27 protein-coding genes and 1 riboswitch are annotated in these 26,764 nt (G+C 38.8%); of the genes, 24 read left to right on the top strand and 3 right to left on the bottom strand.

Annotated features, from left to right (window positions below; translation table 11 throughout):
- A partial coding sequence (locus JT739_RS05370; RefSeq protein ID WP_237660078.1) for a (Fe-S)-binding protein occupies positions 1-773 on the top strand: 773 nt, incomplete at its 5' end.
- Positions 773-1,945: a SpoIIE family protein phosphatase gene (locus JT739_RS05365; protein ID WP_237660077.1), complete on the top strand. Its 1,173-nt coding sequence runs from the start codon at positions 773-775 to the stop codon at positions 1,943-1,945. The genes JT739_RS05370 and JT739_RS05365, both read left to right, overlap by 1 nt.
- Here the strand turns inward: JT739_RS05365 and JT739_RS05360 are convergent.
- A complete protein-coding gene (locus JT739_RS05360) occupies positions 1,942-2,130 on the bottom strand; it encodes a hypothetical protein (RefSeq protein WP_237660076.1) in 189 nt (62 codons plus the stop codon). The genes JT739_RS05365 and JT739_RS05360 overlap by 4 nt on opposite strands.
- A gap of 29 nt (positions 2,131-2,159) precedes the next feature.
- Positions 2,160-2,357 carry a hypothetical protein gene (locus JT739_RS05355; RefSeq protein ID WP_237660075.1) on the bottom strand — a complete coding sequence of 66 codons (198 nt, stop codon included), beginning with the start codon at positions 2,355-2,357 and terminating at the stop codon, positions 2,160-2,162.
- A 159-nt stretch (positions 2,358-2,516) separates the two neighbouring features.
- Between JT739_RS05355 and JT739_RS05350 the strand changes: the two genes are divergently transcribed.
- From JT739_RS05350 to cobC, 22 genes are all read left to right on the top strand, one after another.
- A complete protein-coding gene (locus JT739_RS05350; RefSeq protein WP_370642582.1) occupies positions 2,517-3,887 on the top strand; it encodes a sodium-dependent transporter in 1,371 nt (456 codons plus the stop codon).
- A 166-nt stretch (positions 3,888-4,053) separates the two neighbouring features.
- On the top strand, positions 4,054-6,312 hold the full coding sequence (locus JT739_RS05345; protein WP_237660073.1) for a DEAD/DEAH box helicase: 2,259 nt from the start codon (positions 4,054-4,056) through the stop codon (positions 6,310-6,312).
- Entirely contained in the window at positions 6,309-7,598 is a 1,290-nt protein-coding gene (locus JT739_RS05340) for a ribonuclease H-like domain-containing protein (protein WP_237660072.1), read from the top strand. Before JT739_RS05345 ends, JT739_RS05340 begins: the two co-directional genes overlap by 4 nt.
- Positions 7,599-7,619: 21 nt before the next feature.
- Positions 7,620-8,141, top strand: coding sequence for a ferredoxin domain-containing protein (locus tag JT739_RS05335; RefSeq protein WP_237660071.1), 522 nt, complete (start codon positions 7,620-7,622; stop codon positions 8,139-8,141).
- A gap of 251 nt (positions 8,142-8,392) precedes the next feature.
- A complete protein-coding gene (gene fsa / locus JT739_RS05330) occupies positions 8,393-9,040 on the top strand; it encodes a fructose-6-phosphate aldolase (protein ID WP_237660070.1) in 648 nt (215 codons plus the stop codon).
- Between the two features lie 14 nt (positions 9,041-9,054).
- Positions 9,055-9,423, top strand: coding sequence for a PTS glucitol/sorbitol transporter subunit IIA (locus tag JT739_RS05325; RefSeq protein WP_237660069.1), 369 nt, complete (start codon positions 9,055-9,057; stop codon positions 9,421-9,423).
- A 30-nt stretch (positions 9,424-9,453) separates the two neighbouring features.
- Positions 9,454-10,746 carry an NAD(P)H-dependent oxidoreductase gene (locus JT739_RS05320; protein WP_237660068.1) on the top strand — a complete coding sequence of 431 codons (1,293 nt, stop codon included), beginning with the start codon at positions 9,454-9,456 and terminating at the stop codon, positions 10,744-10,746.
- A 16-nt stretch (positions 10,747-10,762) separates the two neighbouring features.
- Complete coding sequence (locus JT739_RS05315; RefSeq protein WP_237660067.1) at positions 10,763-11,083, top strand: bh protein; 321 nt, start codon at positions 10,763-10,765, stop codon at positions 11,081-11,083.
- A gap of 14 nt (positions 11,084-11,097) precedes the next feature.
- Positions 11,098-12,828 carry a phosphoenolpyruvate--protein phosphotransferase gene (gene ptsP, locus JT739_RS05310; protein WP_255688395.1) on the top strand — a complete coding sequence of 577 codons (1,731 nt, stop codon included), beginning with the start codon at positions 11,098-11,100 and terminating at the stop codon, positions 12,826-12,828.
- Between the two features lie 63 nt (positions 12,829-12,891).
- Complete coding sequence (locus JT739_RS05305) at positions 12,892-13,068, top strand: small, acid-soluble spore protein, alpha/beta type (protein ID WP_237660065.1); 177 nt, start codon at positions 12,892-12,894, stop codon at positions 13,066-13,068.
- 249 nt (positions 13,069-13,317) lie between these two features.
- Complete coding sequence (locus JT739_RS05300) at positions 13,318-15,204, top strand: sigma-54-dependent Fis family transcriptional regulator (protein ID WP_237660064.1); 1,887 nt, start codon at positions 13,318-13,320, stop codon at positions 15,202-15,204.
- A 295-nt stretch (positions 15,205-15,499) separates the two neighbouring features.
- On the top strand, positions 15,500-16,405 hold the full coding sequence (locus JT739_RS05295) for a diaminopimelate dehydrogenase (RefSeq protein WP_237660063.1): 906 nt from the start codon (positions 15,500-15,502) through the stop codon (positions 16,403-16,405).
- Positions 16,406-16,505: 100 nt separating this feature from the next.
- Entirely contained in the window at positions 16,506-17,747 is a 1,242-nt protein-coding gene (locus JT739_RS05290) for a dicarboxylate/amino acid:cation symporter (RefSeq protein ID WP_237660062.1), read from the top strand.
- Between the two features lie 109 nt (positions 17,748-17,856).
- A complete protein-coding gene (dapF, locus tag JT739_RS05285; protein ID WP_237660061.1) occupies positions 17,857-18,690 on the top strand; it encodes a diaminopimelate epimerase in 834 nt (277 codons plus the stop codon).
- Positions 18,691-18,740: 50 nt separating this feature from the next.
- A riboswitch (cobalamin riboswitch) is annotated at positions 18,741-18,909 on the top strand.
- Positions 18,910-19,013: 104 nt separating this feature from the next.
- The gene (locus JT739_RS05280; RefSeq protein ID WP_237660060.1) at positions 19,014-19,973 is read left to right on the top strand and encodes an ABC transporter substrate-binding protein; all 960 of its coding nucleotides are present in this window, start codon (positions 19,014-19,016) and stop codon (positions 19,971-19,973) included.
- A gap of 30 nt (positions 19,974-20,003) precedes the next feature.
- A complete protein-coding gene (locus tag JT739_RS05275) occupies positions 20,004-21,056 on the top strand; it encodes an iron ABC transporter permease (RefSeq protein ID WP_237660059.1) in 1,053 nt (350 codons plus the stop codon).
- A gap of 15 nt (positions 21,057-21,071) precedes the next feature.
- The gene (cobU, locus tag JT739_RS05270) at positions 21,072-21,629 is read left to right on the top strand and encodes a bifunctional adenosylcobinamide kinase/adenosylcobinamide-phosphate guanylyltransferase (protein WP_237660058.1); all 558 of its coding nucleotides are present in this window, start codon (positions 21,072-21,074) and stop codon (positions 21,627-21,629) included.
- 13 nt (positions 21,630-21,642) lie between these two features.
- A complete protein-coding gene (locus JT739_RS05265) occupies positions 21,643-22,542 on the top strand; it encodes a GHMP kinase (protein WP_237660057.1) in 900 nt (299 codons plus the stop codon).
- 47 nt (positions 22,543-22,589) lie between these two features.
- Complete coding sequence (gene cobD / locus JT739_RS05260; RefSeq protein ID WP_237660056.1) at positions 22,590-23,693, top strand: threonine-phosphate decarboxylase CobD; 1,104 nt, start codon at positions 22,590-22,592, stop codon at positions 23,691-23,693.
- Positions 23,690-24,640: an adenosylcobinamide-phosphate synthase CbiB gene (cbiB, locus tag JT739_RS05255; protein ID WP_237660055.1), complete on the top strand. Its 951-nt coding sequence runs from the start codon at positions 23,690-23,692 to the stop codon at positions 24,638-24,640. The genes cobD and cbiB overlap by 4 nt, the downstream gene beginning before the upstream one ends.
- A gap of 58 nt (positions 24,641-24,698) precedes the next feature.
- The gene (gene cobS / locus JT739_RS05250) at positions 24,699-25,436 is read left to right on the top strand and encodes an adenosylcobinamide-GDP ribazoletransferase (RefSeq protein ID WP_237660054.1); all 738 of its coding nucleotides are present in this window, start codon (positions 24,699-24,701) and stop codon (positions 25,434-25,436) included.
- Positions 25,437-25,440: 4 nt separating this feature from the next.
- Positions 25,441-26,061 carry an alpha-ribazole phosphatase gene (cobC, locus tag JT739_RS05245; protein ID WP_237660053.1) on the top strand — a complete coding sequence of 207 codons (621 nt, stop codon included), beginning with the start codon at positions 25,441-25,443 and terminating at the stop codon, positions 26,059-26,061.
- Between the two features lie 341 nt (positions 26,062-26,402).
- Here the strand turns inward: cobC and JT739_RS05240 are convergent, their stop codons facing one another.
- The gene (locus tag JT739_RS05240) at positions 26,403-26,630 is read right to left on the bottom strand and encodes a NifU family protein (protein ID WP_237660052.1); all 228 of its coding nucleotides are present in this window, start codon (positions 26,628-26,630) and stop codon (positions 26,403-26,405) included.
- Between the last annotated feature and the right edge of the window lie 134 nt (positions 26,631-26,764).

Genomic DNA, 26,764 nt, shown 5'->3' with positions numbered 1-26,764 from the left:
CGCGGCATAACAGCCCTTGCAGAGAGTCTATTCTCTTAACCGATCAGAAGCCATCCCTTGATTTTGAAAAACACTTTGAGCCTACTCCAATAAAAACCAAAAAACCCAGTGACCAAGACATAACTCGTATCTTAGAGGCTACAGGGAAGTATAGACCTGAACATGAGTTGAACTGTGGCGCCTGTGGCTATAATTCATGCCGTGAAAAAGCAGAGGCAGTGTACAATGGCATGGCGGAAATTCATATGTGCCTGCCGTATATGCGAAATCGGGCCGAATCCCTTTCGAATCTCATTATCCAATCTACGCCTAATGCTATTATTGCAGTTGATAAAGATATGAATGTTCAGGTGTTCAACAATGGCGCTGAAAAAATGTTTAGAGTAAATAGTGCCGATATGATCCACAAACCTTTAAGTTTGCTTTTCGATGATGATGACTTTAAGTTTGTAAGTAAAACACACCAAAATATCAAAAAGAAAAAGGTGGTTTTACCAGAGTACGGCCTGATAACCCAGCAAAATATATATTACGAGAAAGAACATTCATTGGTAATAAGCATTATAACCGATATTACTGAGCAAGAGCAAGTTCGGGAAAGAGATGCAAGACTCCGCAAGGAGACAGTAAAAACTGCCCAAGAGGTTATTGATAAACAAATGAGAGTTGCTCAAGAAATCGCAAGTGTCTTAGGCGAGACAACGGCCGAGACAAAAGTTTTGTTAAATAAAATACAGCGACTTTTAATCGATGAGATACCGGGTGAAGAGTGATGGAAGTAAGAACCGAGGTGTATTGGGAGAGTTTAAATAAATACGGTGAAGAACTGTGCGGAGACAAAACCGAAGCAGTTCAAAGTCCAGAAGAAACCATAATGGTAATGGCTGATGGCTTAGGAAGCGGAGTAAAAGCAAACATTCTTTCTACGCTGACGACTAAAATCGCTTTGACCATGTTGCGTCAAGGTTCTTCTATTGAAGAAACGGTAAAAACCATAATAGCCACACTGCCTATATGCAAAGTCAGAAAAATAGCCTATTCCACTTTTACAATAATACGAGTGGACTCCAAGGGCAACTGTTATATTGTTGAATACGGCAATCCGCCGGTTATTCTTTTGCGAGAAGGTAAAGTCGTTAAGCTTGAAGGAACAAAGAGGCAGATAGCAGGCAAAGAAGTAAGGGAACACAGGTTAAAAGTGCAGCGAAACGACATTTTTATTGCCATGAGTGATGGAGTGGTGCATGCCGGGGTAGGTGGAATACTAAACTTAGGTTGGCAATGGGATAATATAGCCCAGTATATTGAGAAAGTGTCCAAAGTGGAAACCACCGTTGTAAGTCTTGTAAAATTGCTTTCTACTGCCACAACAAATTTTTATATGGACAAACCGGGTGATGATGCCACTATTGCTGCCATAAAAATCATTTCTCCAAACTTTGTAACGGTTTTTGCAGGTCCCCCACAGAATTCTGCTGACGATGAAAAATTAGTAAAGCGGTTAATGCAAAATCCTGGGAAAAAAGTAGTCTGTGGGGGGACCGCTGCTCAAATTGTGGCCAGAATTTTAGATAAAGAGATAAAAACTTCTACAAATTTTATTGATCCCGCTATTCCTCCCATTGCCTGGGTTAAGGGTATTGATTTGGTAACTGAAGGCGTATTAACATTAGATCGCACCCGCAAACTGCTGACCAGATTTGTAGATGCAAATATTCAATATAAAGAACTTCGAAAACTTGAGCAACAAGAGGATGGTGCGTCGAAACTAGCCAGAATTCTTTTGGAAGCTACGGATATCACTTTTCTTTTAGGTAAAGCTATAAACCCAGCCCATCAAAATCCTGATTTTCCAAAGAATCTTTCAATTAAATTAAATATAATAAGAGAATTAGTGGATATATTAGAAAAAATGGGCAAGTATATAGAAATTTTTTATTATTAATTAAGTTTCTCATCCATTTTAAGCTTTACATCTTTTCTAGTGCCAGGTGTATTACTTTTTTGTTGAGCTACCTGGGATTTTACTTCCCTGGGAGAAGGTCTACCTTCGAACTTGTAATAAATATTGGGTCTTGCATCTTGTTGAGAGGCTTTTTGTTGTGTAAACATTTTTTTCTTATTAGGCATGAAACTCACTCCGATTCTTAGAATAATCGTCACGTTTGATCGAGGCTCGATAAAACATCGTCAAAAAGGTTTATTTTACATTTATTGTTTTTCCAATGAATACAAGATTCACAGCTCACTTCGTTTTCTATATTTTCCGAAGCAAGTGTCCAAGAAATATTATGTGCTTGAACGTATCCCGGGCACATTTTACCTACTGAACGAAGCTGCATTTTGCTGACCATCACATAACGACCTCCAAAATAGTAGTTGCTGTATTTATTGTTTGATAAAATACACAGATTTATTATAAAAAGTTATGGCTTTTATAGTTAGTGTGAATATAGTATAATATACGAGTGCTTAGGGTTTAACCAAAAAATTTTAAAGCAAACTTAAATCACGAGGTGAGCTTATTGAATAAAAGGGATAAGTTTGCAACGAATCTTGGGGTTCTTGCGGCTACTCTGGGTTCGGCTGTAGGTCTTGGCAATATATGGAAATTTCCCTATTTTACCGGCCAATATGGAGGAGCAGCTTTTATTATCATTTATTTGATTTGTGTAGTGCTGGCTGGCGTGCCGGTTATGGTTTCCGAATTTATAGTTGGAAGACGAGCAAACTCAAACCCAGTGGGAGCATTTAAAAAATTAGCACCTGGAACAGCATGGTATGCAATTGGGTACTCAGGCATTGCAGCTTCTTTTCTAATCATGCTCTTTTATACCAGTGTGGCAGGATGGGTATACTCTTATATTTTTCGAGCCTTGAGCGGCACTTTCATTAATGCCAGTCCGGAGATGACCATTGGGGTTTTTGGGAAACTGATAACCAGCAATTATGAGCCAATAATATGGCAGATCATCGTTCTTATCGTAGTTAGTTCCATTATTATTGCTGGGGTTCAAAAGGGTATTGAGAGAATGACCAAAACCTTGATGCCCTTACTGTTCGTGCTTTTGTTATTGTGTGATATAAGGGCTCTTACTTTACCGGGAGCCCAAATGGGCGTTGAGTTCTTATTTAAACCGGATTTTACAAAGATTACCAGAGAAGTTATCATAATAGCTTTAGGGCTGGCTTTCTTTAAGTTGTCGGTTGGTATGGGGACCATGGTGACCTATGGAAGTTATTTTGATAAGAATCAAAACCTTCCCGGCACTGCTGTGAAGGTTGCTCTTTCAGACATTTTAGTATCCATGATGGCGGGTCTTGCCATATTCCCCGCAGTTTTTGCATTTGGATTTGAACCTGACGCAGGTCCCGGCCTGTTATTTATCACAATACCCATGGTATTTAGCAAAATGCCCTTAGGCAATATTTTGCTGACAATATTTTTCTTATTGACAGCAATAGCCGCCACCACTGCCATGATGTCTCTTCTGGAAGTACCTGTGGCTTATTTGGTAGAGGAAAAGGGCTATTCTCGCACAAAAGCTACTTTAACTTCCGCTGCAACGATAGCCATCCTTGGTTCTACTGCATCACTTTCAGCCAATGCAGGGTCGCTTCTTGGAAGCATAAAGATTTTCGGTAAGACTTTCTTTGATCTATATGACTATATATCTTCAAATATCTTAATGCCTGTGGGAGGTTTGTTTACAGTTATTTTTATAGTTTGGGTTTTGGGTAAAGCAAACCTTGCGGCGGAACTTTCCAACGATGGACAGTTGAATAATAAAGGTGTTATAAACCTGTTTTATTTAATCGTCAAATATATGACACCTTTGTTGATAATAATCATTTTCTTAAATTCCATAGGTGTACTGAAGTTTTAAATAGCTTAATATTTTCGGTTTATAAAAAAAGCCTGGTGTGTAAAAACATCAGGCTTTTTTAAAGTGCAGCCGCTTATAACACCAAAGGTTTAAGCAGCTCTAATGCTTTTTTTCAGCCTTTTCCTATGCTATAATAGAGGACAAAGCGGGGGAGAGGAGATATCAGATGAACTTAGAACAAGTTTTGGATCAGTTTAAGATTCAGGAGCGTTTTAGCAAAAACATAACACATTGGGAGATCATTCCCCAAAAGCCCGGTGAGTATGAGGATTTTCCGGAATACCTAAGTCCTAAGCTGGTTTCGGCTTTAAAGAAGAAAGGGATATACAAGCTTTATTCTCATCAGAGAAGGGCCTTAGATGAAGTTATGTCAAATCACAATATTACAGTGGTTACCCCTACCGCTTCCGGTAAGTCCCTTTGCTATAATCTGCCCGTCTTAAATGCGCTCATTTCTGACAAAGATGCCAGAGCTATATATCTTTTTCCAACAAAAGCCCTCTCCCAGGATCAAGTATCGGAGCTTATGGAACTAATTGATGAAATGGATGAAGATATAAAAACATTTACATATGATGGAGACACTCCCGTTAATGCGCGTGTGGCTATACGCAAAGATGGCCATATAGTTGTTACGAATCCGGATATGCTGCACACCGGTATCCTGCCCCATCATACCAAGTGGATGAAACTCTTTACTAATTTAAAGTATATAGTGATCGATGAAATACATATTTACCGAGGAATTTTTGGGAGCCATACCGCCAATGTGCTAAGGAGGCTTAGACGCATATGCAATTTTTATGGATCTGATCCTATTTTTATCTGCTGTTCGGCTACCATTGCAAATCCGGGAGAGCTTTCGCAAAAATTGACCGGAAAACCTGCTGTCTTAATTGACCAAAATGGGGCACCAGCAGGAGAAAAGAACATTATTTTTTACAACCCACCCGTTGTAAACAGACAGCTTGGGATCCGCCGCAGCTGCTTGTTGGAGGCTAAAAACATTGCTTTAAACTTTTTAAAAAATCATATTCAAACCATTACCTTTGCTCGAAGCCGATTGGCAGTTGAGGTGCTCCTGACATATCTGCAGGAAGACATGAAAAAAGAACCAGGAGCCATAGACCGTATTAAGGGATACCGAGGAGGATACCTTCCCAGAGAGCGCCGGGAGATTGAGAAAGGCCTTCGAGATGGAAAAATCCTTGGAGTAGTGAGCACTAATGCCTTAGAACTAGGCATAGATATCGGTAATTTAGATGCGAGCATCATAACAGGCTATCCAGGTTCCATTGCCAGCACCTGGCAGCAGGCAGGTCGGGCCGGGCGAAGAAATTCGGTATCAGCTTCAATTTTAGTGGCTTCCAGCAGCCCCCTTGATCAATTTATAGTCAACCACCCACAGTACTTTTTTAAAGCATCACCGGAACATGGGTTAATAAATCCCAACAACTTGTATATTCTCGTAAGCCATATTAAATGCGCGGCTTTTGAACTTCCTTTTAGCGATGGTGAAACTTTCGGAGATGAACGCATAGATGAGATATTGGCATTTTTGGAAGACGAAGGCATTCTCCGGCACGTGGGAGGGCGCTGGCATTGGATGGCTGAATCTTTTCCTGCTGAAGAAATCAGCCTGCGCAGTGCATCTACGGAAAACTTTGTGGTAATAGATATTACCGAAGGAGCCAAAGTTATCGGCGAGGTTGACCGCAGCAGTGCTCCAATGATGATTCATGAAGAAGCAATTTACATTCATGCTGGCCAACAGTATCAGGTTGAAAAGCTGGACTATGAGGAGAAAAAAGCCTATGTCCGAAAGGTCGATGTAGATTATTATACTGATGCAAATGTGGCTGTTGAAATCAAAGTTTTAGATGTATTTAGAGAAAAAACAGTTGAAAGCTGCCAAAACTACTTAGGTGAAGTAATGGTGACGAGCCTTGCTACCATGTTTAAAAAGGTAAAGTTTTTTACACATGAGAACTTAGGTTTTGGCCCAATCCATTTGCCGCCTGAAGAAATGCACACTACTGCTTACTGGCTGTCGATTCCTGAAAACACGGGTAATCTCTCAATCGAAGAGATAAAATCGGGGTTATTAGGGCTTTGTAATGTCATGGTAAATATAGCACCACTTTATTTAATGTGCGATCCAAAAGATATTCGAGGAGTTGTGCAAATCAGATCGCCTTTTACTCAGAAACCTACGATTTTTATTTACGACAACTGTCCCGGCGGCGTAGGTTTTGCAGAAAAGCTCTACGACATGGAAGAACAATTGTTAAAGGCTGCACGGCAAGTTATCTTGGAGTGCGACTGTGAAGATGGCTGCCCGTCCTGTATAGGTCCCTATGAAGAAGTAGGCCGTGGCAGTAAAGCTTTTGCGCTGAAAATTATCAAAGGGGTGCTTTCCGATTGAATCTTTCGGAAAAGTTAAAGACCTTTTTATCAAACAGGCCTGAAAAAAGCAGTAACAATAAAAATTCAAGACTGGAACTTCATAAATCAGTAAGCGATGTACTTGGGGCAATAGCAGTACCGACGCCTTTCGGTGAGCACTTCTTGGTAGAAAACACTTATCCCGGTTCTTATATGCACGGAAACATGCGGCTGAATTTGATTTGCAATATTTCCGGGGAAATAATAAAATTAATTGCTAAAAACTCAGAATACGAGAGCTTTGACTTTACCCGTGCAGTCTTCATTGATACGGAAACCACAGGGCTTGCCGGAGGCAGCGGTACTTTAGCTTTTTTAATAGGTGTAGGTTTCTTTAAGGGAAATGACTTTAAAATTTTGCAGTATTTTATAAGCGATTATGATAAAGAGGCAGCAGCCCTTTATAGTTTAGGTAAGCTGCTGGAAGAGTTTGAAAGTATAGTAACTTTTAACGGCAAATCTTACGACATACCTTTACTTGAAGCTCGCTATATGCTTAGCCGTATGGAAAGTCCTTTTAAAAAAAATTTTCATCTTGATCTATTAGCTGCGGCCAGAAGGCTTTATAAGGAGCGTTTGGAAAGTGTGAGCCTCTCGTCTCTAGAGTCAAACCTGCTTTCTCTTAAACGTGACGGTGACATACCTGGCTTTGAAATTCCGTCTGTTTATTTTAGATTTTTAAAAGATAAAAATCCATATCCTCTAAAGCCCATATTTTACCACAATCAGATGGATATACTGTCTATGGTTACACTTGCAATCAGCATGGCTTGCACTTTTGAAAATCCTTTGTATTCTGCAGCTTGCGAAAATCAAGACTATTACTGCCTTGGCAGAGTCTTTGAAGACATGGGTATGATTGAGGATAGTATTAAATGCTACGAAAAAGCTTTATACGTCCAGGGTGTTAGGGAAAAGTCTTATACCCAGTTATCGCTGTTGTATAAGCGTTTGGGGATGTGGCAGGAGGCAGAAAAGCTCTGGATAGCCATGGTCAAATCAAACATAAGGCCTGTCTTTGCGCTGGTGGAGCTTGCTAAATACTATGAACATAAGCTAAAGGATTACGACAGAGCAGCAAAAGCGGCACAAGAAGCATTGGAGAGAGCATATAAGAAAAATACCCTTGTGGGCTTTGCATTAAAAGAGGAAATTTTAGAGCTAAAAAAGCGCCTTGAGCGAATTGAGGGTAAACAAAAAAAGTATGAAACGGCAAGCCGTAAAGATATTTTTTATCCTCGTCAGGAGAGTTTACATATAAATTAATATTACTGGAGGGGATTTCTTATGAAGGATGCTCTGAAAATGGCGGCACAATTCATGGCCCTATCTGCCAGAACTGCTCCCAAAACTGCTGGGAAAGACTTCGTAGAGATCAAGGTCATTGACGATGAAGCTGAGCTTGCAAAATTGGGAGAGGAAATGGCTGCCTACGGTGAAAAACACGGCAAGAGGAATTATGATAGGGACGGTAAAGGTGTTGCCAGCTGTGGGGCTGTATTGCTTGTGGCATTAAAAGATGCCAAAACTGCCGGCTTAAACTGTGGAGCCTGCGGATATGATGAATGTGCAAAACTTCCGAAAGCTAGAGATGGTATTGAATTTGCCGGGCCATTTTGTGCATGGAGATTAGTAGACTTAGGGATAGCTGTTGGTTCTGCAGTTAAGACAGCCAGCATGCTAAATGTGGACAACCGCATTATGTATCGAATAGGTGTTGTTGCTCGAAAGATGAAGCTTATTGAAGGTGATGTGGTACTTGGGATACCGCTTTCGGCAACGGGGAAAAATATATTTTTTGACAGATAGGCTTTTGTTAAATAAAACTATGTTTAAAACAAAACCGGGTATAGTCCCCAGATTTACTCGGTTTTGTTTTTTATGAATGGTCGTTTATCTTGAGACCCAAAAAGAGTAAAGCTAAATGATTAACCTTTAAGGCACATAGCTTAATGCTGTTGCCTTTTTTATTTTATACCGATTGTACTGGAAACCTTAATAAAAATAGTATAAAATAAAGTAGGTATAAAATAGGAGTAAAATAATAGGGGGTCTATTAAATGAAATTTTTTCTTGATACAGCAAATGTTGAAGAAATTCGAGAAGCGGCTGCTACGGGTATAATCTGTGGAATTACAACAAATCCCACTTTAATAGCTAAAGAAGGCAGAGACTTTAAAGAAACTATCCTTGAAATTACATCAATAGTGGACGGTCCAATAAGTGCGGAAGTTATAAGTCTTGATGCACCAGGAATGATCAGAGAAGCTGAAGAGATAGCATCTTGGCATCCCAATATAGTAATCAAAGTGCCTATTACCTGGGAAGGCCTTAAAGCAGTAAGCGAGCTAAGCAAAAAGAATATCAAGACCAACGTGACACTGGTATTTAACCCAAATCAGGCACTAGCGGCAGCAAGAGCCGGAGCAACTTACGTTAGCCCCTTTGTTGGCCGTTTTACTGATATTACTCAAAATGGAATCGAACTAATTTCAAACATTGCCGATATATATCACTTACATGACATCTCAACAGAAATTATTGCTGCCAGCATCAGAACACCTATGGATATTTTTAACGCAGCAAAGGCCGGGGCCGACATTGCTACTGTCCCGTATAAAGTCTTACAACAAATGCTGAAGCACCCCTTGACAGATATAGGTATTGAAAGGTTTTTGAAGGATTGGGAAAAGGTTCAGAAAAAATAAAAAGGAGGTAATTTATGATAAAATATGAGACCACAGTTATAGAGATAGGCGAAATGGCCAAAAAGTTTTTCAGCCAAAAAATCATGGTGCTTTTTTCTAAAAAAGAAATGCCATTAGAAATGAAAGATATATCAATAATGCACAGTGGCGGAGAACTTGTTGAAGATATTAAAACCGGTGATATAGTGCGCCTAGGCAACAGAACCTATACAGTTTCTGCAATTGGAGACAAGGCAAACAGCAATCTAAGGCTTATGGGCCATGCATGCCTAAAATTTGATGAAAAACAAGCACCTGAAATGCCTGGCGATATACATTTAAAAGGCAGCGACCCTTTGGGTATAGAGCTTGGCGAAAAAATCATTATCGAAAGCCCTCAGTAATTTAATAAGAGTACTATAAGGAGCCTAAACATGCTAAATATCAATACAGCCCTAAGAAAATTAGATGAAAACGGAAAACATATATGCATGGGTCTCGTGGGCGCAGGCCAAATGGGGCGCGGAATTGTAACACAGGTTTTTCAAATGAAGGGTATGTGTATACCCATTATAGCTAATAGAACAGTGACCAAAGCGAAAGAAGCTTTTCAGCTTGCGGGGGTTGACAGTAAAGATATTATTGTGACTAATACCGTGTCAGAGGCAGAAAACGCAATAAAAAACGGCAAATATGTTGTAACTGAAGACTTTGAAGTCGTAGCAAAAGTGCTTCCCGTTGATGTGATTATTGAAGCTACCGGTGTGCCTGAAATCGGTGCTCAAGTGGCATTAAAAGCTATACACAACGGAAAGCACATTGTCATGTTAAATGTGGAAGCTGACGCAACTGTAGGTCCAATACTAAAAAAAATGGCGGATAGGGCAGGAATCGTATATACCGTATCTGCAGGAGACGAACCTGGTGCTATTAAAGAATTGTTTGACTTTGCAGATGCTGTCGGTTTTAATGTTATTGCTGTAGGTAAAGGTAAGAATAATCCTCTTGACCGTGATGCTACTCCCGATACCCTGCGACAAAAAGCTCTGGAAAAAGGTGTTAGCCCTAGGATGCTCACATCTTTTGTAGATGCAACCAATACCATGATAGAGCTAACAGCTGTGTCAAATGCTATAGGGTTTGTCCCATCAAAGAGGGGCTTAATAGGGCCATCTGCCAAGCTACAAGATTTACCGAAGCTATTTATGCTAAAAGAGCAGGGAGGAATACTGGACAGATATCAAGTCGTAGATTATGTATTTGGAATAGCCCCTGGAGTCTTTGCTATAGTTAACTCGGAGCGCCAAATTACAAGAGAGACAATGCAATATGTATCCATGGGAGAAGGTCCTAATTTTGTGTTATACAGGCCCTTTCATCTTATATGTATTGAAACGCCCCTTTCAGCTGCCAGGGCATTTTTATACAAAGAACCGACCATAGCTCCTGCTGGGGCGCCTGTGTCAGAAACGGTTGCCGTGGCAAAAAGGGATTTAAAAGCAGGAGAACACCTTGATGGCATAGGCGGATATACCGTATATGGCCTAATAGATACAGTAGAGAATGCTCGCAAAGACAACGCTGTACCCATTGGTTTAATCAACAATAATACGGTTGTTAAAACCGATGTGAAAAAAGGTGAAACCATAACCTATGATATGGTTAAGCTGGATGAAGACTCTACGGTTTTGCAACTGAGAAGGTTGCAGGATAAATTTTTAAGGTGAAGTGAGGTGGCCTCAAATGAATTCGAAAATGAAGGCCGAACTTTTCTGTCTTCACTGTAACAAAGACACTCCACATGAAGTTTCATATGCAGGTACAACCTTAAAAAGCATAAAATGTATTGAATGCGGCAGCGAAATTGAAATAAGACGTGAAAAACTAATAGGCAACTACGCGGTAGATTTTATTGAGCGTATACTTACGAAACCCTATAGAATGACTGAAGAACTGGAAAAGGATTTAACTAAATTTATACTGTCATTGCCTATAAGGATTATTACAAAACCTTATCGAATTGCGAAAGAAGTAACCGAGATGATAAAAAAAGAACATGACTGATAGAGGTGGTTAGTTTGTTAAAGGGAGTTGCAGCGTCGCCAGGGATAGCAATTGGAAAGGTCCATGTAGTGAAATCCCATCAAATCAATATCAATACAGAAGTCATTGCTCAAGATGACACAGATGCCCAGATTAAAAGATTTGATGAAGCTATTGCTGCTTCCAAGCTGCAGATAATGCAAATTAAGGAAAAAGCTGAAAAAGAACTGGGCACCGATGAGGCCAGAATCTTTGATGCCCATTTTATGGTGCTTGAAGATCCGGTTTTTCTAGATGAAGTAAAAGCAAAAATCAAAACAGAACTAATCACTGCAGACAATGCGGTTTCTCATGTTGTAAATAATTATGTGGATATATTTTCCAATATGGACGATGAATACATGAAGGAAAGGGCCGCCGATGTAAAAGATGTAGGAGATAGGATAATAAAAAATTTATTAGGGATTCCCACTGAAAGCTTTTTCTTCTCAGAAGAAGTTATTATAATAGCCAGAGATTTGACACCTTCAGATACTGCTCAAATGAACAAGGACAAAGTTCTCGCCTTTGCCACAGATATGGGTGGCCGCACTTCTCACACTGCAATTATGGCCAGATCTTTGGAAATACCAGCAGTGGTAGGCTTAGTTAACGCAACGGACAAAGTACAAGATGGCGATATTGCAATTGTAGACGGCAATAAAGGAATTGTTTACATAAATCCTGATGAAACCATTTTGAAAGAATATGAAAAATTAAAGCAAGATTACCTCGAATATCGAAAGAATTTGAGAGAATTAAAAGATTTAACAGCAGAAACACGCGATAAATTGCGCACAGTTGAGCTTGCGGCCAATATTGGAACGCCCCGCGATGTAAAAGGTGCCCTGGAAAACGGAGCAGAAGGTGTTGGGCTTTACCGCACCGAATTTTTATATATGGACAGAGATGAACTGCCTACAGAGGAAGAACAGTACAAAGCCTATAGAGAAGTAATAGAAAAGATGGCCCCAAGGCCTATTATCATAAGAACTCTTGATATAGGCGGCGATAAAAAACTTCCATATCTGGATATGCCAGAGGAACTAAATCCATTCTTGGGATGGCGCGCTATTCGCATGTGCCTTGACAGGCCTGAGATACTGAAAACCCAGCTTCGAGCTATTTTAAGGGCAAGTGTCTATGGAAAAGCAAAGATCATGTATCCCATGGTGTCAGGATTGGAAGAGATAAGAAGAGCTAATGCCGTATTAAAAGAAGCCAAAGAAGAGCTTAAAGCTGAAGGGATTCCTTTCGATGAAAATATTGAAGTTGGAATTATGGTTGAAATACCTTCAGCAGCAGTTATTGCGGATATTCTGGCGAAAGAAGTAGACTTCTTCAGCATTGGAACAAATGATTTGATACAGTATACATTGGCAGTTGATCGCATGAATGAACATATATCCCATTTATATGAACCTCTACATCCTGCAGTCTTAAGGCTGATCAAAAATGTAATTGATGCTTCGCATAGAGCAGGCAAGTGGACAGGAATGTGTGGCGAGATGGCTGGAGATACTTGGGCCACTGCTATCCTCTTGGGAATGGGACTTGATGAATTTTCCATGAGTGCATCTTCCATACCTCAGGTTAAAAACATAATACGCACTCTCACCTATGAAAAAGCAAAGCAAATTGCCCAAGAGGCTCTTTCTATGGATAATCCTGAAGATATACGAAATATGGTGAAACGGGAAATGGAAGCCATAAATTTGCCTATGTAATACATTGATCTGCCATTGAATAAAACTATCTTCCCCGGGCAACATAAACTTGAGGTGAGTCTGGTGGGGAAGAAGAAAAAGATTAAAAAGACCGTAAACCCGAACGAGAAATTAAAAATAGAAGCTGCTATGGAACTGGGGCTTTTGGAAAAGGCTCAACTTTTGGGTTGGGATAAATTAACGGCTCAAGAGACTGGAAAGATTGGGGCTCTTGTGAAAAAAATGCTAAAACATAAATAAATTATGCTACATCAGTATCTTTTTCAAAAAGTGTTTATTCTGTATATAACAATAAGCTTTTTCAAAAAAACTTGACGGATTATCGTCGAGTTTTTTTTTTAGATTTTTGTCATATAAAGTGTTATACTTAAAATAAACAGAAACCAGAGGAGAGAGAATATTTACAATTTCCATTATAAGAATATTAAGAGTTTGGCATAAAATGCTGACGAAACTCAATTGTATAAATAAACTTTGGAGGTACTATTTATGGATTTTTACTCTAAAATCCCCGACCTTATGGATGAAGGTATTATAGCTATAGATTCCGAAGGTTATATTAAAATCTACAACAGAATGGCAAAAAATATTTTTGGGATAAATTTCAATGAGGGCCCCAGTTATCCTGAAGGCGTAATAAAAGATGGAGATATAGTGGTCGTTGCAGACAATATGTTAGGAGCAGATGATGGTGGTATGACACCTGAGGATTTAAAACTTATAGGAGTAAACCCTTGCGGCGTTGAATTAGGGTATGCTGTTGTAGCAGTGGGGAGAAAGGGGGATAAAACTGGTCAGGGGTATGTAAAATTTCTGAAGCCGGATCAGATGGCGAATGAGTTATTATTGAAAACGTCGGTTGATGATATTGTTATTGAATCGCATATTAACTTTCCAAGAAGAATTTTAAGGATAAAAATAAACGATAAAATTTATGATTATGAGTATATATGGGCAGCAGGACATATGGTAATTTTGGATGGTAGTACAAAATGCGTAAAATTTTATCAATCTAAAGGCTATACTTCCAGAAAAGAAGATATGAAATTCATATTAATGGGTCAGCCTTTTAAAGGAAAAGGAAGGTACAGTAAAGTTTTTGAAACTTATAACAAGCATATTTTAGAACTGCATTCGGATTCTGAAGTGGTACGAAAGCTTTTAAATGTAGCTTGCGGTAAAGAAGATGATATAAAAGGTGTTGAATCTTTAATCAATGGTATCCCCGTCCGATGCTCTATTAAGGCTGTAACTGACGGAGCGGAAAGGATAGGAGCCATCCTAGAAATTGTAGATATAACTGAACTTAAGGCAATGCAAATTGAAAGAGAAGAGGCCCTCATAACTTTAAAAAAATTACAAGACAAAATGATATCAGAAAAGTATAAAAGGCAAGCTTTTAAAGCGATCATAGGGCAAAGCCCCAAAATAAAACAGGTAATAGAAATAGCCAAAAAAGCTGCTGAAGCTAATTCAACAGTGCTTCTACTTGGCGAAAGTGGCACAGGGAAAAATTTATTTGCAGAGGCAATTCATAAAGCCAGTTCTAGGCGAAATGGTCCTTTTATTTATATAAATTGTGCATCTATCCCCGAGAATCTCTTAGAAAGTGAACTGTTCGGACATGAGAAAGGTTCTTTCACTGGCGCCGTTTCAGAAAAAAAAGGCAAATTTGAAATGGCAAATGGAGGGACAATTTTTTTAGATGAAATAAACGAACTCCCAGTTACTCTTCAGGCTAAAATCCTACATGTTTTACAGAGTAAATCATTTACAAGGGTAGGAGGATTAAAGTCAATCGATGTGGATATTAGAATCATTGCTGCTTCCAATAAAGATTTGGAACAATTAGTCTCCCAAGGAAAGTTTCGAGGTGATCTTTTCTATAGAATAAATGTTGTTTCTATAACCTTACCTCCCCTAAGAGAGCGTAAAGAAGATATATATCTGTTAATAGAAAATATATGTAATAAATTGGAGGATAAAATTAACAAAAGAAAAAAATTATCACATGAAGTTTACAATATATTATATAATTATGAATGGCCCGGCAATATACGTGAACTTGAGAATGTATTAGAAAGGGCTATGCTCATGTCAGGAGATATAATTCAACCCGGGGATTTGCCAGAATATATATTAAGAGGAAATAATGGGAATATCCATGGAAAAGCACTGGTAGATGTAAAAGATCTCGGGCCTATGAGGGATATAGTTGAAGAAGCCGAAAAAAGAGCATTATTGAAAGCATTAAAAATAACAAAAGGGAACGGTAAAAAAGCTATGGAATTATTGCAAATAGGAAAGACAAATTTTTATGAAAAACTTAAGAAGTTCGGAATTGAGAGTTCGAAATTCCGGAATAATAGTTCGTAATTAAGGACAAATAATTTCTAAGAAAAAATACTCATTTTAAAATAAAAAAGTAAAAAGTCCGCAAAAGCGAACTCTTTTATTGTTTAATATTTCTCCCTCTCCTGAATAAAAAAGCAATAATTTCTTAATATTATTTATGGTCATTTCTTTTGGCATAATTATTGCTAAATAAATATTGTGTCTAATAAATCTTATTATAGTTCCTAATTTGGCATGATGGAGATAAATTTTTATCTTTATCCCCATCCGGCATAAAAATTTTTAGTATAAACAAATTACAAGGAGAGGGTTTTTAATGACTAATGCGAGAATTGTTGTAGTTGGTTACGGTAATGTTGGTCGAGGAGCAGTAGAAGCAGTGCTCGAAAGCCCAGATATGGACCTAGTCGGTATCATAGAAATTCCGCAGAAAGTTGAGGATGTTAAAAAGAAGGTTAAAGATATTGCTGTGACATCAGATATAAAAGAACTGGGTCACGTCGACGTAGCGATATTAGCTATTGGTAGTAGAGCAGTGTCAAATGTGGCACCTTTATACTTAAAAATGGGAATCAATACAGTAGATGCCTATGATATTCATGGAGATGCTACGATGAAATTAAAGCGAGAACTGAATGAAATAGCAAAAAAGCACAATGCAGTCTCAATTATATCCGCAGGCTGGGATCCTGGAACTGATTCTATAGTCAGAGCTTTATTTGAAATTATTGCACCGAGAGGTGTAACTTATGTCAATTTTGGGCCTGGTATGAGCATGGGCCATTCTGTGGCGGTGAAGGCAATACCGGGCGTAAAAGATGCCATATCCATTACTGTGCCAAAGGGAATGGGCCTGCATAAGCGACTGGTATACGTAGAAATTAAAGATGGTGTTGATTTTAAACAAATTGAAGAGGCAATTAAAAAAGATCCGTATTTCCAACATGATGAAACTCATGTATATAAGGTGGATAATGTAAAGAATCTTATAGATATGGGCCATGGCGTCCACATAGAGAGAAAAGGGGTTTCCGGCAGAACTCATAATCAAAAAATGGAATTTATTATGTCCGTAATCAATCCTGCAGCCACAGGACAAGTAATGGTATCAGCGGCGAGGGCGAGTTTAAGACAAAAACCAGGATGCTACAGTTTGCTGGAAATTCCGCCGATTGATTTCATCTATGGAGATAGAGAGCAACTTTTACATAATCTAATTTAAGTTATTGTTGAAGTTGCCAATAATTATATAGAGCAAAGGTGGTGATAATCTAATCGTAATATGAGAATTATTAAAAAAAATAGAGATGGAGGAGTGAAAAATGAGCGAGATTAAAAAGCAAACTCTGTGGGATTCTTACAAGTTTCCAATCATTCTTTTAACTTCTATTGTTCTAGGCAGTTTAATCGGTTTATTTATGGGCGAAAAAGCCGAAATTTTAAAACCTTTCGGCGATATATTTTTAAATGCCATGTTTACCATTGTTGTGCCTCTTGTTTTTATTACCATAAGCAGTGCAGTCGCAAGTATTGCAAGTCTTCAGAGGTTAGGAAGAATATTGAGCACCATGTTGGTCATCTTTATTATTACCGGTACAATCGCTGCAGTCTTAATGATTGTGACGGTTAATATTTTCCCACCGGCTCAAGGCGTAAACTTAGAACTCGAAGCAGTAGAAGAATTACAGCAATTAAATACCAGTGAACAGATTGTGTCAGCCATAACCGTTACTGATTTTCCCGAGTTGATATCTCGTAAGAACATGCTGCCACTTATAATCTTTTCTATTTTCTTTGGATTGTGCATCAGTATGCTGGGAGATAAAGCTAGGGGAATTGCCGAAGGGTTAAATACCCTGTCTGAAGTAATGATTAAGATGATTTCTCTCATTATGCTATATGCTCCAATAGGACTAGGTGCCTATTTCGCATCATTGGTGGGCACTTTTGGGCCACAGCTTTTGGGCTCCTATGCGAGGGCTATGCTAATATACTATCCAGTGTGTATACTTTACTTTTTCATTGCCTTTTCGATCTATTCTTATTTTGCTGCAGGCAAAGAAGGTATGACTACGTATTGGAGATATATAATCCCTCCAGCCGTAACATCCCTTGCTACCCAGAGCAGTATTGCAACACTGCCGGTAAACCTTGAAGCTGCTAGAAAGATAGGTGTTCCAAAAGATATCAGAGAGATAGTGCTTCCAATAGGTGCTACAGCTCATATGGATGGCTCCTGCTTAAGTGCTATATTGAAAATATCATTCCTATTCGGAATATTTAATGTGCCGTTTACAGGTATCAGTACGTATATTAGTGCTATTATCATTTCTGTATTAAGCGGTGTTGTCATGTCAGGTGTCCCAGGTGGTGGATTGATAGGAGAAATGTTGATAGTGAGCATGTATGGATTTCCACCTGAGGCTTTTCCAATTGTAGCTATGATAGGTTATCTTGTTGATCCACCTGCTACCATGATCAACGCAACAGGAGATACTGTTGCATCAATGATGGTTACGAAGATACTCGAGGGCAAGGATTGGATCAAAAAATCACTTGGTTGAACTTTAACAATATTTTTTAAATAATTATTAATGAAAAAATAAAGCGGTTCTGATATAGTATGAAGAGCCGCTTTATTTTGCTAAAAAACTCATTAGGAGAAGATGAAATATGGAAAAAGTTCCCTTTATGAAAATGAATGGGTGCGGTAATGATTTTGTAGTTATAGATAATCGGGAAGGGATAATGCAGCATTTTGATCTTTACAAATTCATAAGACGCGTATGTGCCAGAAGGACTTCAATAGGGGCAGATGGCCTAATGCTGCTAGAAAAATCCAACAAGGTCGATTTTAAGATGAGATATTTTAATGCTGATGGCAGTGAAGGGGAAATGTGTGGCAATGGGGCACGCTGTATATCAAAATTTGCATATCTGATAGGTGCAGCACAAAAGCAAATGCAATTCGAGACCATGGCGGGAATTTATGAATCTCAGATAAATGGAGAAAATGTTAAGGTGAAATTTCCACCTGTACAGATGAAAAATATTCAGCTTAACCGAAGACATGATTTTGGGCAGGTAAATGATTTTCATTTTGCCATAGTAGGAGTTCCGCATGTCGTTATTTATTGTGATGATGTGGATAACATGGAATATAAAGAGCTTTATAATCTTGGGAAAAAAATCAGAAACAGTTTGGATGTCTTTCCTGAAGGAACGAATGTGAACTTTGTCCAATATGTGGATGAGAGCAATATGAAAATAAGAACTTATGAAAGAGGAGTAGAAGACGAAACCTTCGCTTGCGGTACCGGTTCAACGGCTTCTGCTGTAATTTCAGGCTTATTAGGTAAGGTTAAATCACCTGTAAATATGCATACTCGAGCAGGAATCCTAAAGATATACTTTAATTTAGGGAAAGATTTAATAGATGATATATATCTAGAAGGAGATGCAAGGGTTGTAGCGGAAGGTTATATTCTTCCGGATGCTTGGAAATAAATAAAAGACTTTCCTTGCATAAGTTGACAAGGAAGTATATAATATAAAACAAATAATAAGTTTTAACAGGTGCCGCAAGGTTAAAAGGGAATCAGGTGAAAGTCCTGAGCGGTCCCGCCACTGTAATCGGGGATGAACTGCTATACCACTGGGAAACTGGGAAGGTGCAGGGAAAATGAACCGAGAGCCAGGAAACCTGCCTGTTAAGAAGTACTGCCAGCCTTCGGTAGAAAGGAGGGTACTGTATTAGTGGTAACAACCCGGCTTTTTCTATTAGGAGGCCGGGTTATTTTCATAATACTAATAAAAAGGAGCAGTTTAATATGAAAAGTAAAACGAAAATAAAAGTTTTATTATTAGCCGTTTTACTGATTACTGTATTTACGGTTGGCTGCAACAAAGGTCCTGAAATAACAGAATCAAAGGATAAGGTTGACGTTTCTGACAACTCTTTTCCATTAACGTTGAATGACCAAATAGGGAGAGAAGTTACTATTGAGAAACTGCCCGAAAGAATCGTTTCATTGGCACCCAGCAATACGGAAATTCTATTTGCCTTAGGTCTTGGAGACAAAGTTGTAGGCGTTACCGATTACTGCGACTATCCTGAAGAGGTAAAGACTATAGACAAGGTAGGAGGTTATTCAGAGCCCAATATCGAAAAAATTATATCTCTTAAGCCTGACTTAATACTTGCTACGGAAATACATCAAAAACCAGTAGAGGAATTGGAGAAATTAGGTGTTACATCAGTGGTTGTTGAACCTGAAAATTTCGATGAGGTTTTTGCAAGCATAGAAATTATAGGAAAGGCAACTGGTCGGCATAATGAAGCAGAGGCTTTGGTCAATGATTTAAAGGCTAGAGTAAAAAAGGTGGAGGATATGGTAGCCAATATACCAGAAGATGAGCGGCCGAAAGTTTTATATGAGCTGTGGCATAGCCCCATTACAACTGCCGGACCGGGGACTTTCGTAGATGACATTATACAGAGAGCAGGCGGAGACAACATAGCAAAAGATGCCAACAAAGAGTATCCTCAGTACAGTCAGGAAATGATAGTGGCTAAAAACCCTGATATAATAATTTTTTCTCATCATGGCACAACAGGAGCAACAGTTGAAGATATACTGCAGCGTCCAGGTTGGAACAGCATAAATGCGGTAAAAAATAAAAAGGTTTATTATGTAGATGAGAATTTGGTTCAGAGGACTACCCCGAGATTAGTAGACGGTCTAGAAGAGTTTTTAAAAATAATACACCCTGAGCTCTTTGAAAATTAAAGTTAGATTTTAAGTTAAAGGAGAAGCTTAATGGCCAAAATTTCAAGACCAAATAAAACCCATAAAATGTATATATTGATAATAATGGGAATAGTAATGGGTTTGGTTTTTTCTCTGGGCGTTGGGTCTGTAAATATTCCACCGGGCAAAATTTTCATGATACTGCTTAGCAAATTACCATTTACAGAAGGATTATATAAAAACTTAACAATTACCGAAGAGGCAATTGTATTACATATTCGGCTCCCTAGAATTATCCTGGCATTTTTGGTTGGTGCTCAGCTTTCCGCAGCTGGGGTTATATATCAAGGCATTTTTCGAAATCCCATGGCAGATCCGTATATAATAGGAGCTTCGTCTGGCGCGTCTTTAGGAGCTGCCCTTGGAATTTTGTTTTTTCCCAGTTTAAAGATTTTCGGCATCGGATCTACCCCTTTTTTTGCGTTTATTGGCTCAGCTGGAACGGTGTTTTTAGTCTACAGCCTTGCTAGCATAGGAGGTAGAACATATTCATTTACACTGCTTCTTTCAGGTGTTGCTGTCAGCAGTTTTTTGTCAGCTATAGTTTCTTTTTTCATGTATTTTAGCGGCAATAAGCTACACCAAATATATTTTTGGCTGATGGGCAGCTTTGCTTCACAGGGATGGAATGAAATATATATCAACTTGCCTTATGCTATTTTAGGTTTTGTAATGGTATATTGCAACTTAAGATCCCTTAATATACTGCAGCTGGGGGAAGAGACAGCCTTTTTCACAGGTGTAGATACAGAAAGACTAAAAAAGATTTCACTTACTGCAGCCGCACTGCTTACTGCATCTGCAGTGGCCGTCAGTGGTGTAATAGGCTTTGTTGGCCTAATTATTCCACATATTACCCGGTTGATTGTGGGCCCTGATCACAGACAGTTATTTCCCATGTCAACACTGGTAGGCGGTTTATATTTGATGTTGGCTGATACCGTATCAAGAATAATAATTGCCCCTACAGAACTGCCTGTAGGAATACTGACAGCACTATTCGGTGGTCCTTTCTTTATTTATTTACTTTTCCAAAAGAAAAATAAAGATTACAGAATTTGAAAAAGAGGAGAGAACATGAAAGCTACTTTCGTAACTGGAGGAGCGAGAAGCGGCAAAAGTCGCTTTGCTGAAAAAATGGCTTTAGAAACCGGACAAAATGTTATTTACATTGCTACCGCACAGGCATTAGATGAGGAGATGGCTCATCGAATCAAAATTCACAGGCAGCGAAGGCCAGAAAACTGGACAACTGTCGAAGAACCTCGCTACTTATCAAGGGCGCTCAAAGAAATTGAGCAGGAGAAGAAATATAACGGTTTTCCCATAGTTTTAATTGACTGTCTAGCCCTTTTGGTTTCCAACTGGCTGCCTTTAGAAAAGGCTTCGGATTTAAGCCTATGGGACAATTTGAGAGTAGACCTTTTAACCGAAATCGATGCGATGATTTCACAAATGAAGAGAATGGAAAAGGACTTTATCATCGTGTCAAATGAAGTGGGCTTAGGCTTGGTGCCAGAATATCCCTTAGGCAGGCTGTACCGAGATTTGCTGGGTGAAGTCAATCAAAAAGTGGCCGCATTTGCAGATGAGGTTATTTTTATGGTTTCAGGGCTGCCGATGAAATTGAAATAGGTAATTGGAGAGGATGAGACATTTGCGGGCTACAGCCATTTGTCCTGCCAGCTGTGGCGAAATAGTTCAGGGAATGATAGGTGATTGCAATTTTTTGATCACTTGTCCTATAGCCCTTTATACGAAGGTGTCGGTTCATTTAGGCGTTAACGTGCCAATAAACACTGATAGTGACAAAGTATACTATCATAAAGCACTTCAAGCTGTAAATAAAACTCTGGCGTTTTTCGGAATGGACCATTTAAAAGCCTTTGTAACAGTAAGTTCAGACATTCCGCGGGGCATAGGCCTTGCATCAAGTACTGCCGATATTACAGCTGCTTGTCTTGCCACTGCTCAAGCTTTAGGCAAAGAGATTTCTAATGATACTATAGCTGATATAGCCCTTTCCATTGAACCCAGTGACGGCATTATGTACCCAGGTGCAGTGCTTTTTGACCACATCAGCGGTTGCTTGAGAAAAAGTCTTGGCTTGCTTCCAGAACTTGATGTTTATATTATAGATATTGGACAACAGGTAGATACTGAGAAGTTTAACGGTATTAAAGATTTAAAAGAGAAAAACAAACAAAAGGAGCAGGTAGTAAAACATGCTCTGAGGCTTGCTTTAAAGGCATTTCGTCAATCTGATTTGAAACCTTTGGGCAATGCTATGAAAATGAGTGCCGTTGCCCACCAGTCAATATTATTTAAATCTCATTTAACAGATATTATTGACATAAGTGACAGGTACCATGCTGTTGGAGTAAATGTTGCCCACAGCGGGTCGGCCATAGGTGTCTTTTTTGAAAAGGGACAAATTCCCCCAGAGGATTTTTGGAAAGAAATAAGATATATTATGCAAGCTCACAATATGTCATACAGGATTATAAAAACTTTTACTGACAGCAAAGGTCCTAGGATTTTGAAATAAGTTTAGCTTTGAATACAATTTAAATAAACATTTTCAGGAGAGATAAAATGAAACCAAATTTAATTCACGGCGGAAATGTTTATAAAGCGGCCCAGGAACTAAATATTTCCCACGATGATATTTTGGATTTTAGTGCAAATATCAACCCGTTGGGATTTCCTGAAGCAGTCAAAAGCATTATTTTAAACCATATTAAAGATATAGTGCATTACCCGGACGTGGAGCAGATTGAATTAAAAAAGGCAGCAGCAGAATACTATGGTACAAGCCCTGAAAGTATAATGCCGGGCAATGGTTCGGTGGAGCTTATACATATTGTTCTAGAAGCTTTAAGACCATCCAGAGCTATCATTCCATCTCCTACCTTTGCCGAATATGCCATTTCCTGCCAAAGCAGAAATATTGACACCTTATTTATAAACTTAAGGCCAAACAACTTTAAATTTGATTTTCAAATGGTAAACAATCTTACAGATGAGATAATTCCCAATTCTATAATCATATTGTGCAATCCTAATAATCCCACAGGGTTACTAACAAAGCAACAGGACATATCAGTTTTATTAGATATTCTGTCTGATAAAAAGGCTTATCTTTTAGTAGATGAGGCATTTATGGATTTTGTAGATGTAGATGAAAGCATGGCCACATTTATCGAGAAATATGATAATCTCATGGTTTTAAAATCTGTTACCAAATTTTTTGCGCTGCCCGGTTTGCGCTTGGGTTTTGTGCTGGCGTGTCCCGAATTGATTAAAAGGTTTTATACACTAAAAGACCCTTGGAATATCAATACATTTGCTGGGCTTGTAGGTGCAAAAGTGCTGCAGGATAAGCACTACATAGATAAAACTCGCAAGTATATTAGAGAGGAGAAGCTGAGATTTTGGGAAAACCTAAAAAACGTACCTGCTATCCAGCCCTTGTATCCTGAGGCGAACTTTATTTTTATAAAGATAACTGCAGCAGACATTAAAGTACCTTTATTAGCTGAAAGTCTTAAGAAAAATAGGATTTTAATTAGAGACTGCTCTAACTATATGTTTTTAGATGACAGCTTCTTTCGCGTAGCTGTTAAACGCAGAGAAGACAACGATATTTTTGTTTCGGCGCTGAAAGAAGTGCTGGAAAAAGAGAAGGGCTGCTTATGAGCATGGGTATAATTATTTTTTTAGCTTTTTTGCTTGATATTTTGCTTGGCGACCCGGCAAGACCGACTCATCCCATAGTCTTAATAGGAAAATTCATAGCAATAATTGAAAGAAAGCTTAGGCAAGTGGCCAGGACCTCAAGGGGCCTTAAAGCAGCCGGAGTAGTACTTTGGTTTTTAACTGTTTCTTTGGCATATATTGCTACTTACTGTATAATAAAGACAGCCTATAAAATTAGTCCCTGGCTTGGCCATGGAATAAGTCTTTGGCTTACATATACTACCCTGGCTGCCAGGTGTCTTGCTGATGAGGCACTGGGCATATACTGTGAAATAAAGAAAAAAGATTTGGAGAAAGCCCGCAAGCGGCTTGCATGTATAGTTGGTCGAGATACCTATGATTTGCCGGTAGATGAAATTTGCCGCGCCACAGTCGAAACGGTGGCGGAAAACACTATTGACGGAATTATATCGCCTTTGATGTATGCCTTTATCGGCGGGGCGCCTCTAGCTATGGCATATAAAGCCGTAAACACCTTGGATTCTATGGTGGGATATAAAAATGAAAGGTATGAACATATGGGATGGTTTTCTGCTCGAATGGACGATGTAGCAAATTTTATTCCCGCCCGCATAGGAGGAATCCTGATGTTGATAGCCGCTGCTTTTTTGAAACTTGACATTAAGGGCGGAGTAAAAACTGTCCTTTCTGATGCAAAAAAGCATAAAAGCCCCAACAGCGGTATACCGGAGGCCATAACTGCAGGAGTGCTTGGAGTACGGCTGGGCGGTTGGAATTCTTATGGCGGTGTTTTAAGTTTTCGGGAATATATGGGGGAAGGTCTGAGACAAATCCAACCAGAAGACATAATTACAACAGTTAAGTTAAGTTTTCTTACTGCAATTATTGGGCTGATCGCAGGGGAAATGTTGTTTAGATTAATTTAACTGAAATTTGAGCGAACTCATGGGGCCAGATGCTACATTTTGAAAGGAAGGCGTTTTTATGGGGTTTTATGCTGCACTCTTGTTTCTTACTCGCATACCCTTACCTCAAATTGAACTTGATGAAAACAAAATCGCATCAGCAGTTCCCTTTTTTCCTCTGGCCGGAGCGGTGATTGGCGGGATTTTAACTCTAATAAATATATTAGCAAGGACAATACTTCCAAATCACGTTGTAGCAGGGATAACTGTAATTCTGAGCATAATCATTACTGGCGGCATGCACTTAGACGGTTTTGCTGATACATTGGACGGGCTTTTTTGTTTTGGTGATCATGAAAAAAAACTTACTGTTATGAAAGACAGCCGCATAGGGGCTTATGGTGTAATTGGTCTTGTTTCTGATATCTTATTAAAATACCTGTTCATTTCCTCATTATCCCAAGCTTATCTAATACCCGCATTAATTGGATTTCCCGTTTTAAGCAGGTTGATGATGACTTTTGCCATTGTGTTTTATCCCTATATTAGAGAACAGGGCTTAGGAAAAGCTTTTACAGGTCAAAAAGTTACAGCCTTTGTTATCGCAGGTCTATTTACTATACTCATCAATTATACTACTGCCAAAATGGAAGGTTTAATGGTGGTTTTGGGAGTATTTGCAGCAGGTTTTTGCTTTACTCAGTATCTGTTTAAACAGTTGGGCGGCATGACAGGTGATACTTACGGCGCCCTAAATGAGTTTTGTGAAATAATGGCTTTATTTATTTTTTCCATACTATCTTTTAGAATCGGGTGATATTTTGGCAAGGTTTTTTTTAGTGCGGCACGGTGAAACCATTTGGAATAGAGAGCGCAGATATCAGGGGCAATCGGATGTGCCCTTAAATGAAGAAGGGAGAGCACAGGCCAGAGTCCTGTCAGAAAGACTTAAAGATGAAAACATTAATGTGATTTATGCAAGCGACCTCAGCAGAACTGTAGAGACGGCAGAAATCATAGCAAAGTATCATGGCCTCAAAGTTTTGACAGCTCCACTGATGCGTGAATTGAGCTTTGGAATATGGGAAGGCATGACCTATGATGAAATCATACAAAAGTGGCCTCAGGAATACAAAGAGTGGCAGGCCGACCCTTATAATAAAAAGCCCCCTGAGGGAGAAACGCTATCGGAACTTTGCCAGAGGGCTTCTAAATTTTTAATGGAAACAGCAAAAAAGCACCCAGGAAGTCGAATACTCGTAGTAAGTCATGCTGGCCCAATCAGAGCAGTACTATCGGTGCTGCTGAATCTAAAAAAGGATTTTTTCTGGAAGTTTAAAATAAGCAATACATCCCTTACCATCATTGAATATGATGGGCAAAAAGAACTGGCAGAAAGCAATGCCTTCATAGTAACAGTAAACAATACTTATCATTTATAGTGGAATATGTAAACTACAACTCTTTGTAAAATGCTAAGAAAGACAAATACATCTTCTGCCATTTGCTGTTCCTTACAAGATGTTTTTGGACATGAAGAAAAATGTAGAGGGAAGATTCTTGAAGAAGCAGTTATGGCAGAGAATTGGCAAAAATGGAAGGGAGTAATTATAGAGAATAACATAAGAAAAAATGACCCCTTTGGGGTCGTTTAAAAATATGGGTTGGCGAATATTTTAGAGAGCCCTTTTGGCTCTGCCAGTAAATGCCCTTATAGGGCTAGAGCAGACAATCTGTTTTGCCTTTACAACATTATATGCTTCCTTTTATATAAGTTGTAAATTTAGAATACCTGCTGAACTTCTTTTACTTCCGGCACTTCCTGTTTTAGCGCTTCTTCGATGCCGTTTTTTAAAGTCATAGTTGCAAAGGGGCAACCTCCACAGGCACCGGTAAGTCTGACTTTGACTATACCGTTTGCTTCATCTACTTCAACCAATTCAACATCTCCGCCGTCTGCTTGCAAAGCAGGGCGAATTTTATTTAAAGTAGCTTCAACTTTTTCCTTCAAAAAATACAACTCCCTTCAATACTTTCTTATTTAAAATCATTCCCATTATATCAGATAATATTTCAGCATTCAATGAGAAAAAAGAAGAAATTCTATTTGTTTTATTTTGATAAAAGCAGGGATTCGTTTTGAGT

Source organism: Tepidanaerobacter sp. GT38 (assembly GCF_021991635.1).
Taxonomy (GTDB): domain Bacteria; phylum Bacillota; class Thermosediminibacteria; order Thermosediminibacterales; family Tepidanaerobacteraceae; genus DTU063.
Note: the sequence above shows the minus strand (reverse complement) of the source record. Positions and strands in the feature narration are given on the sequence as shown.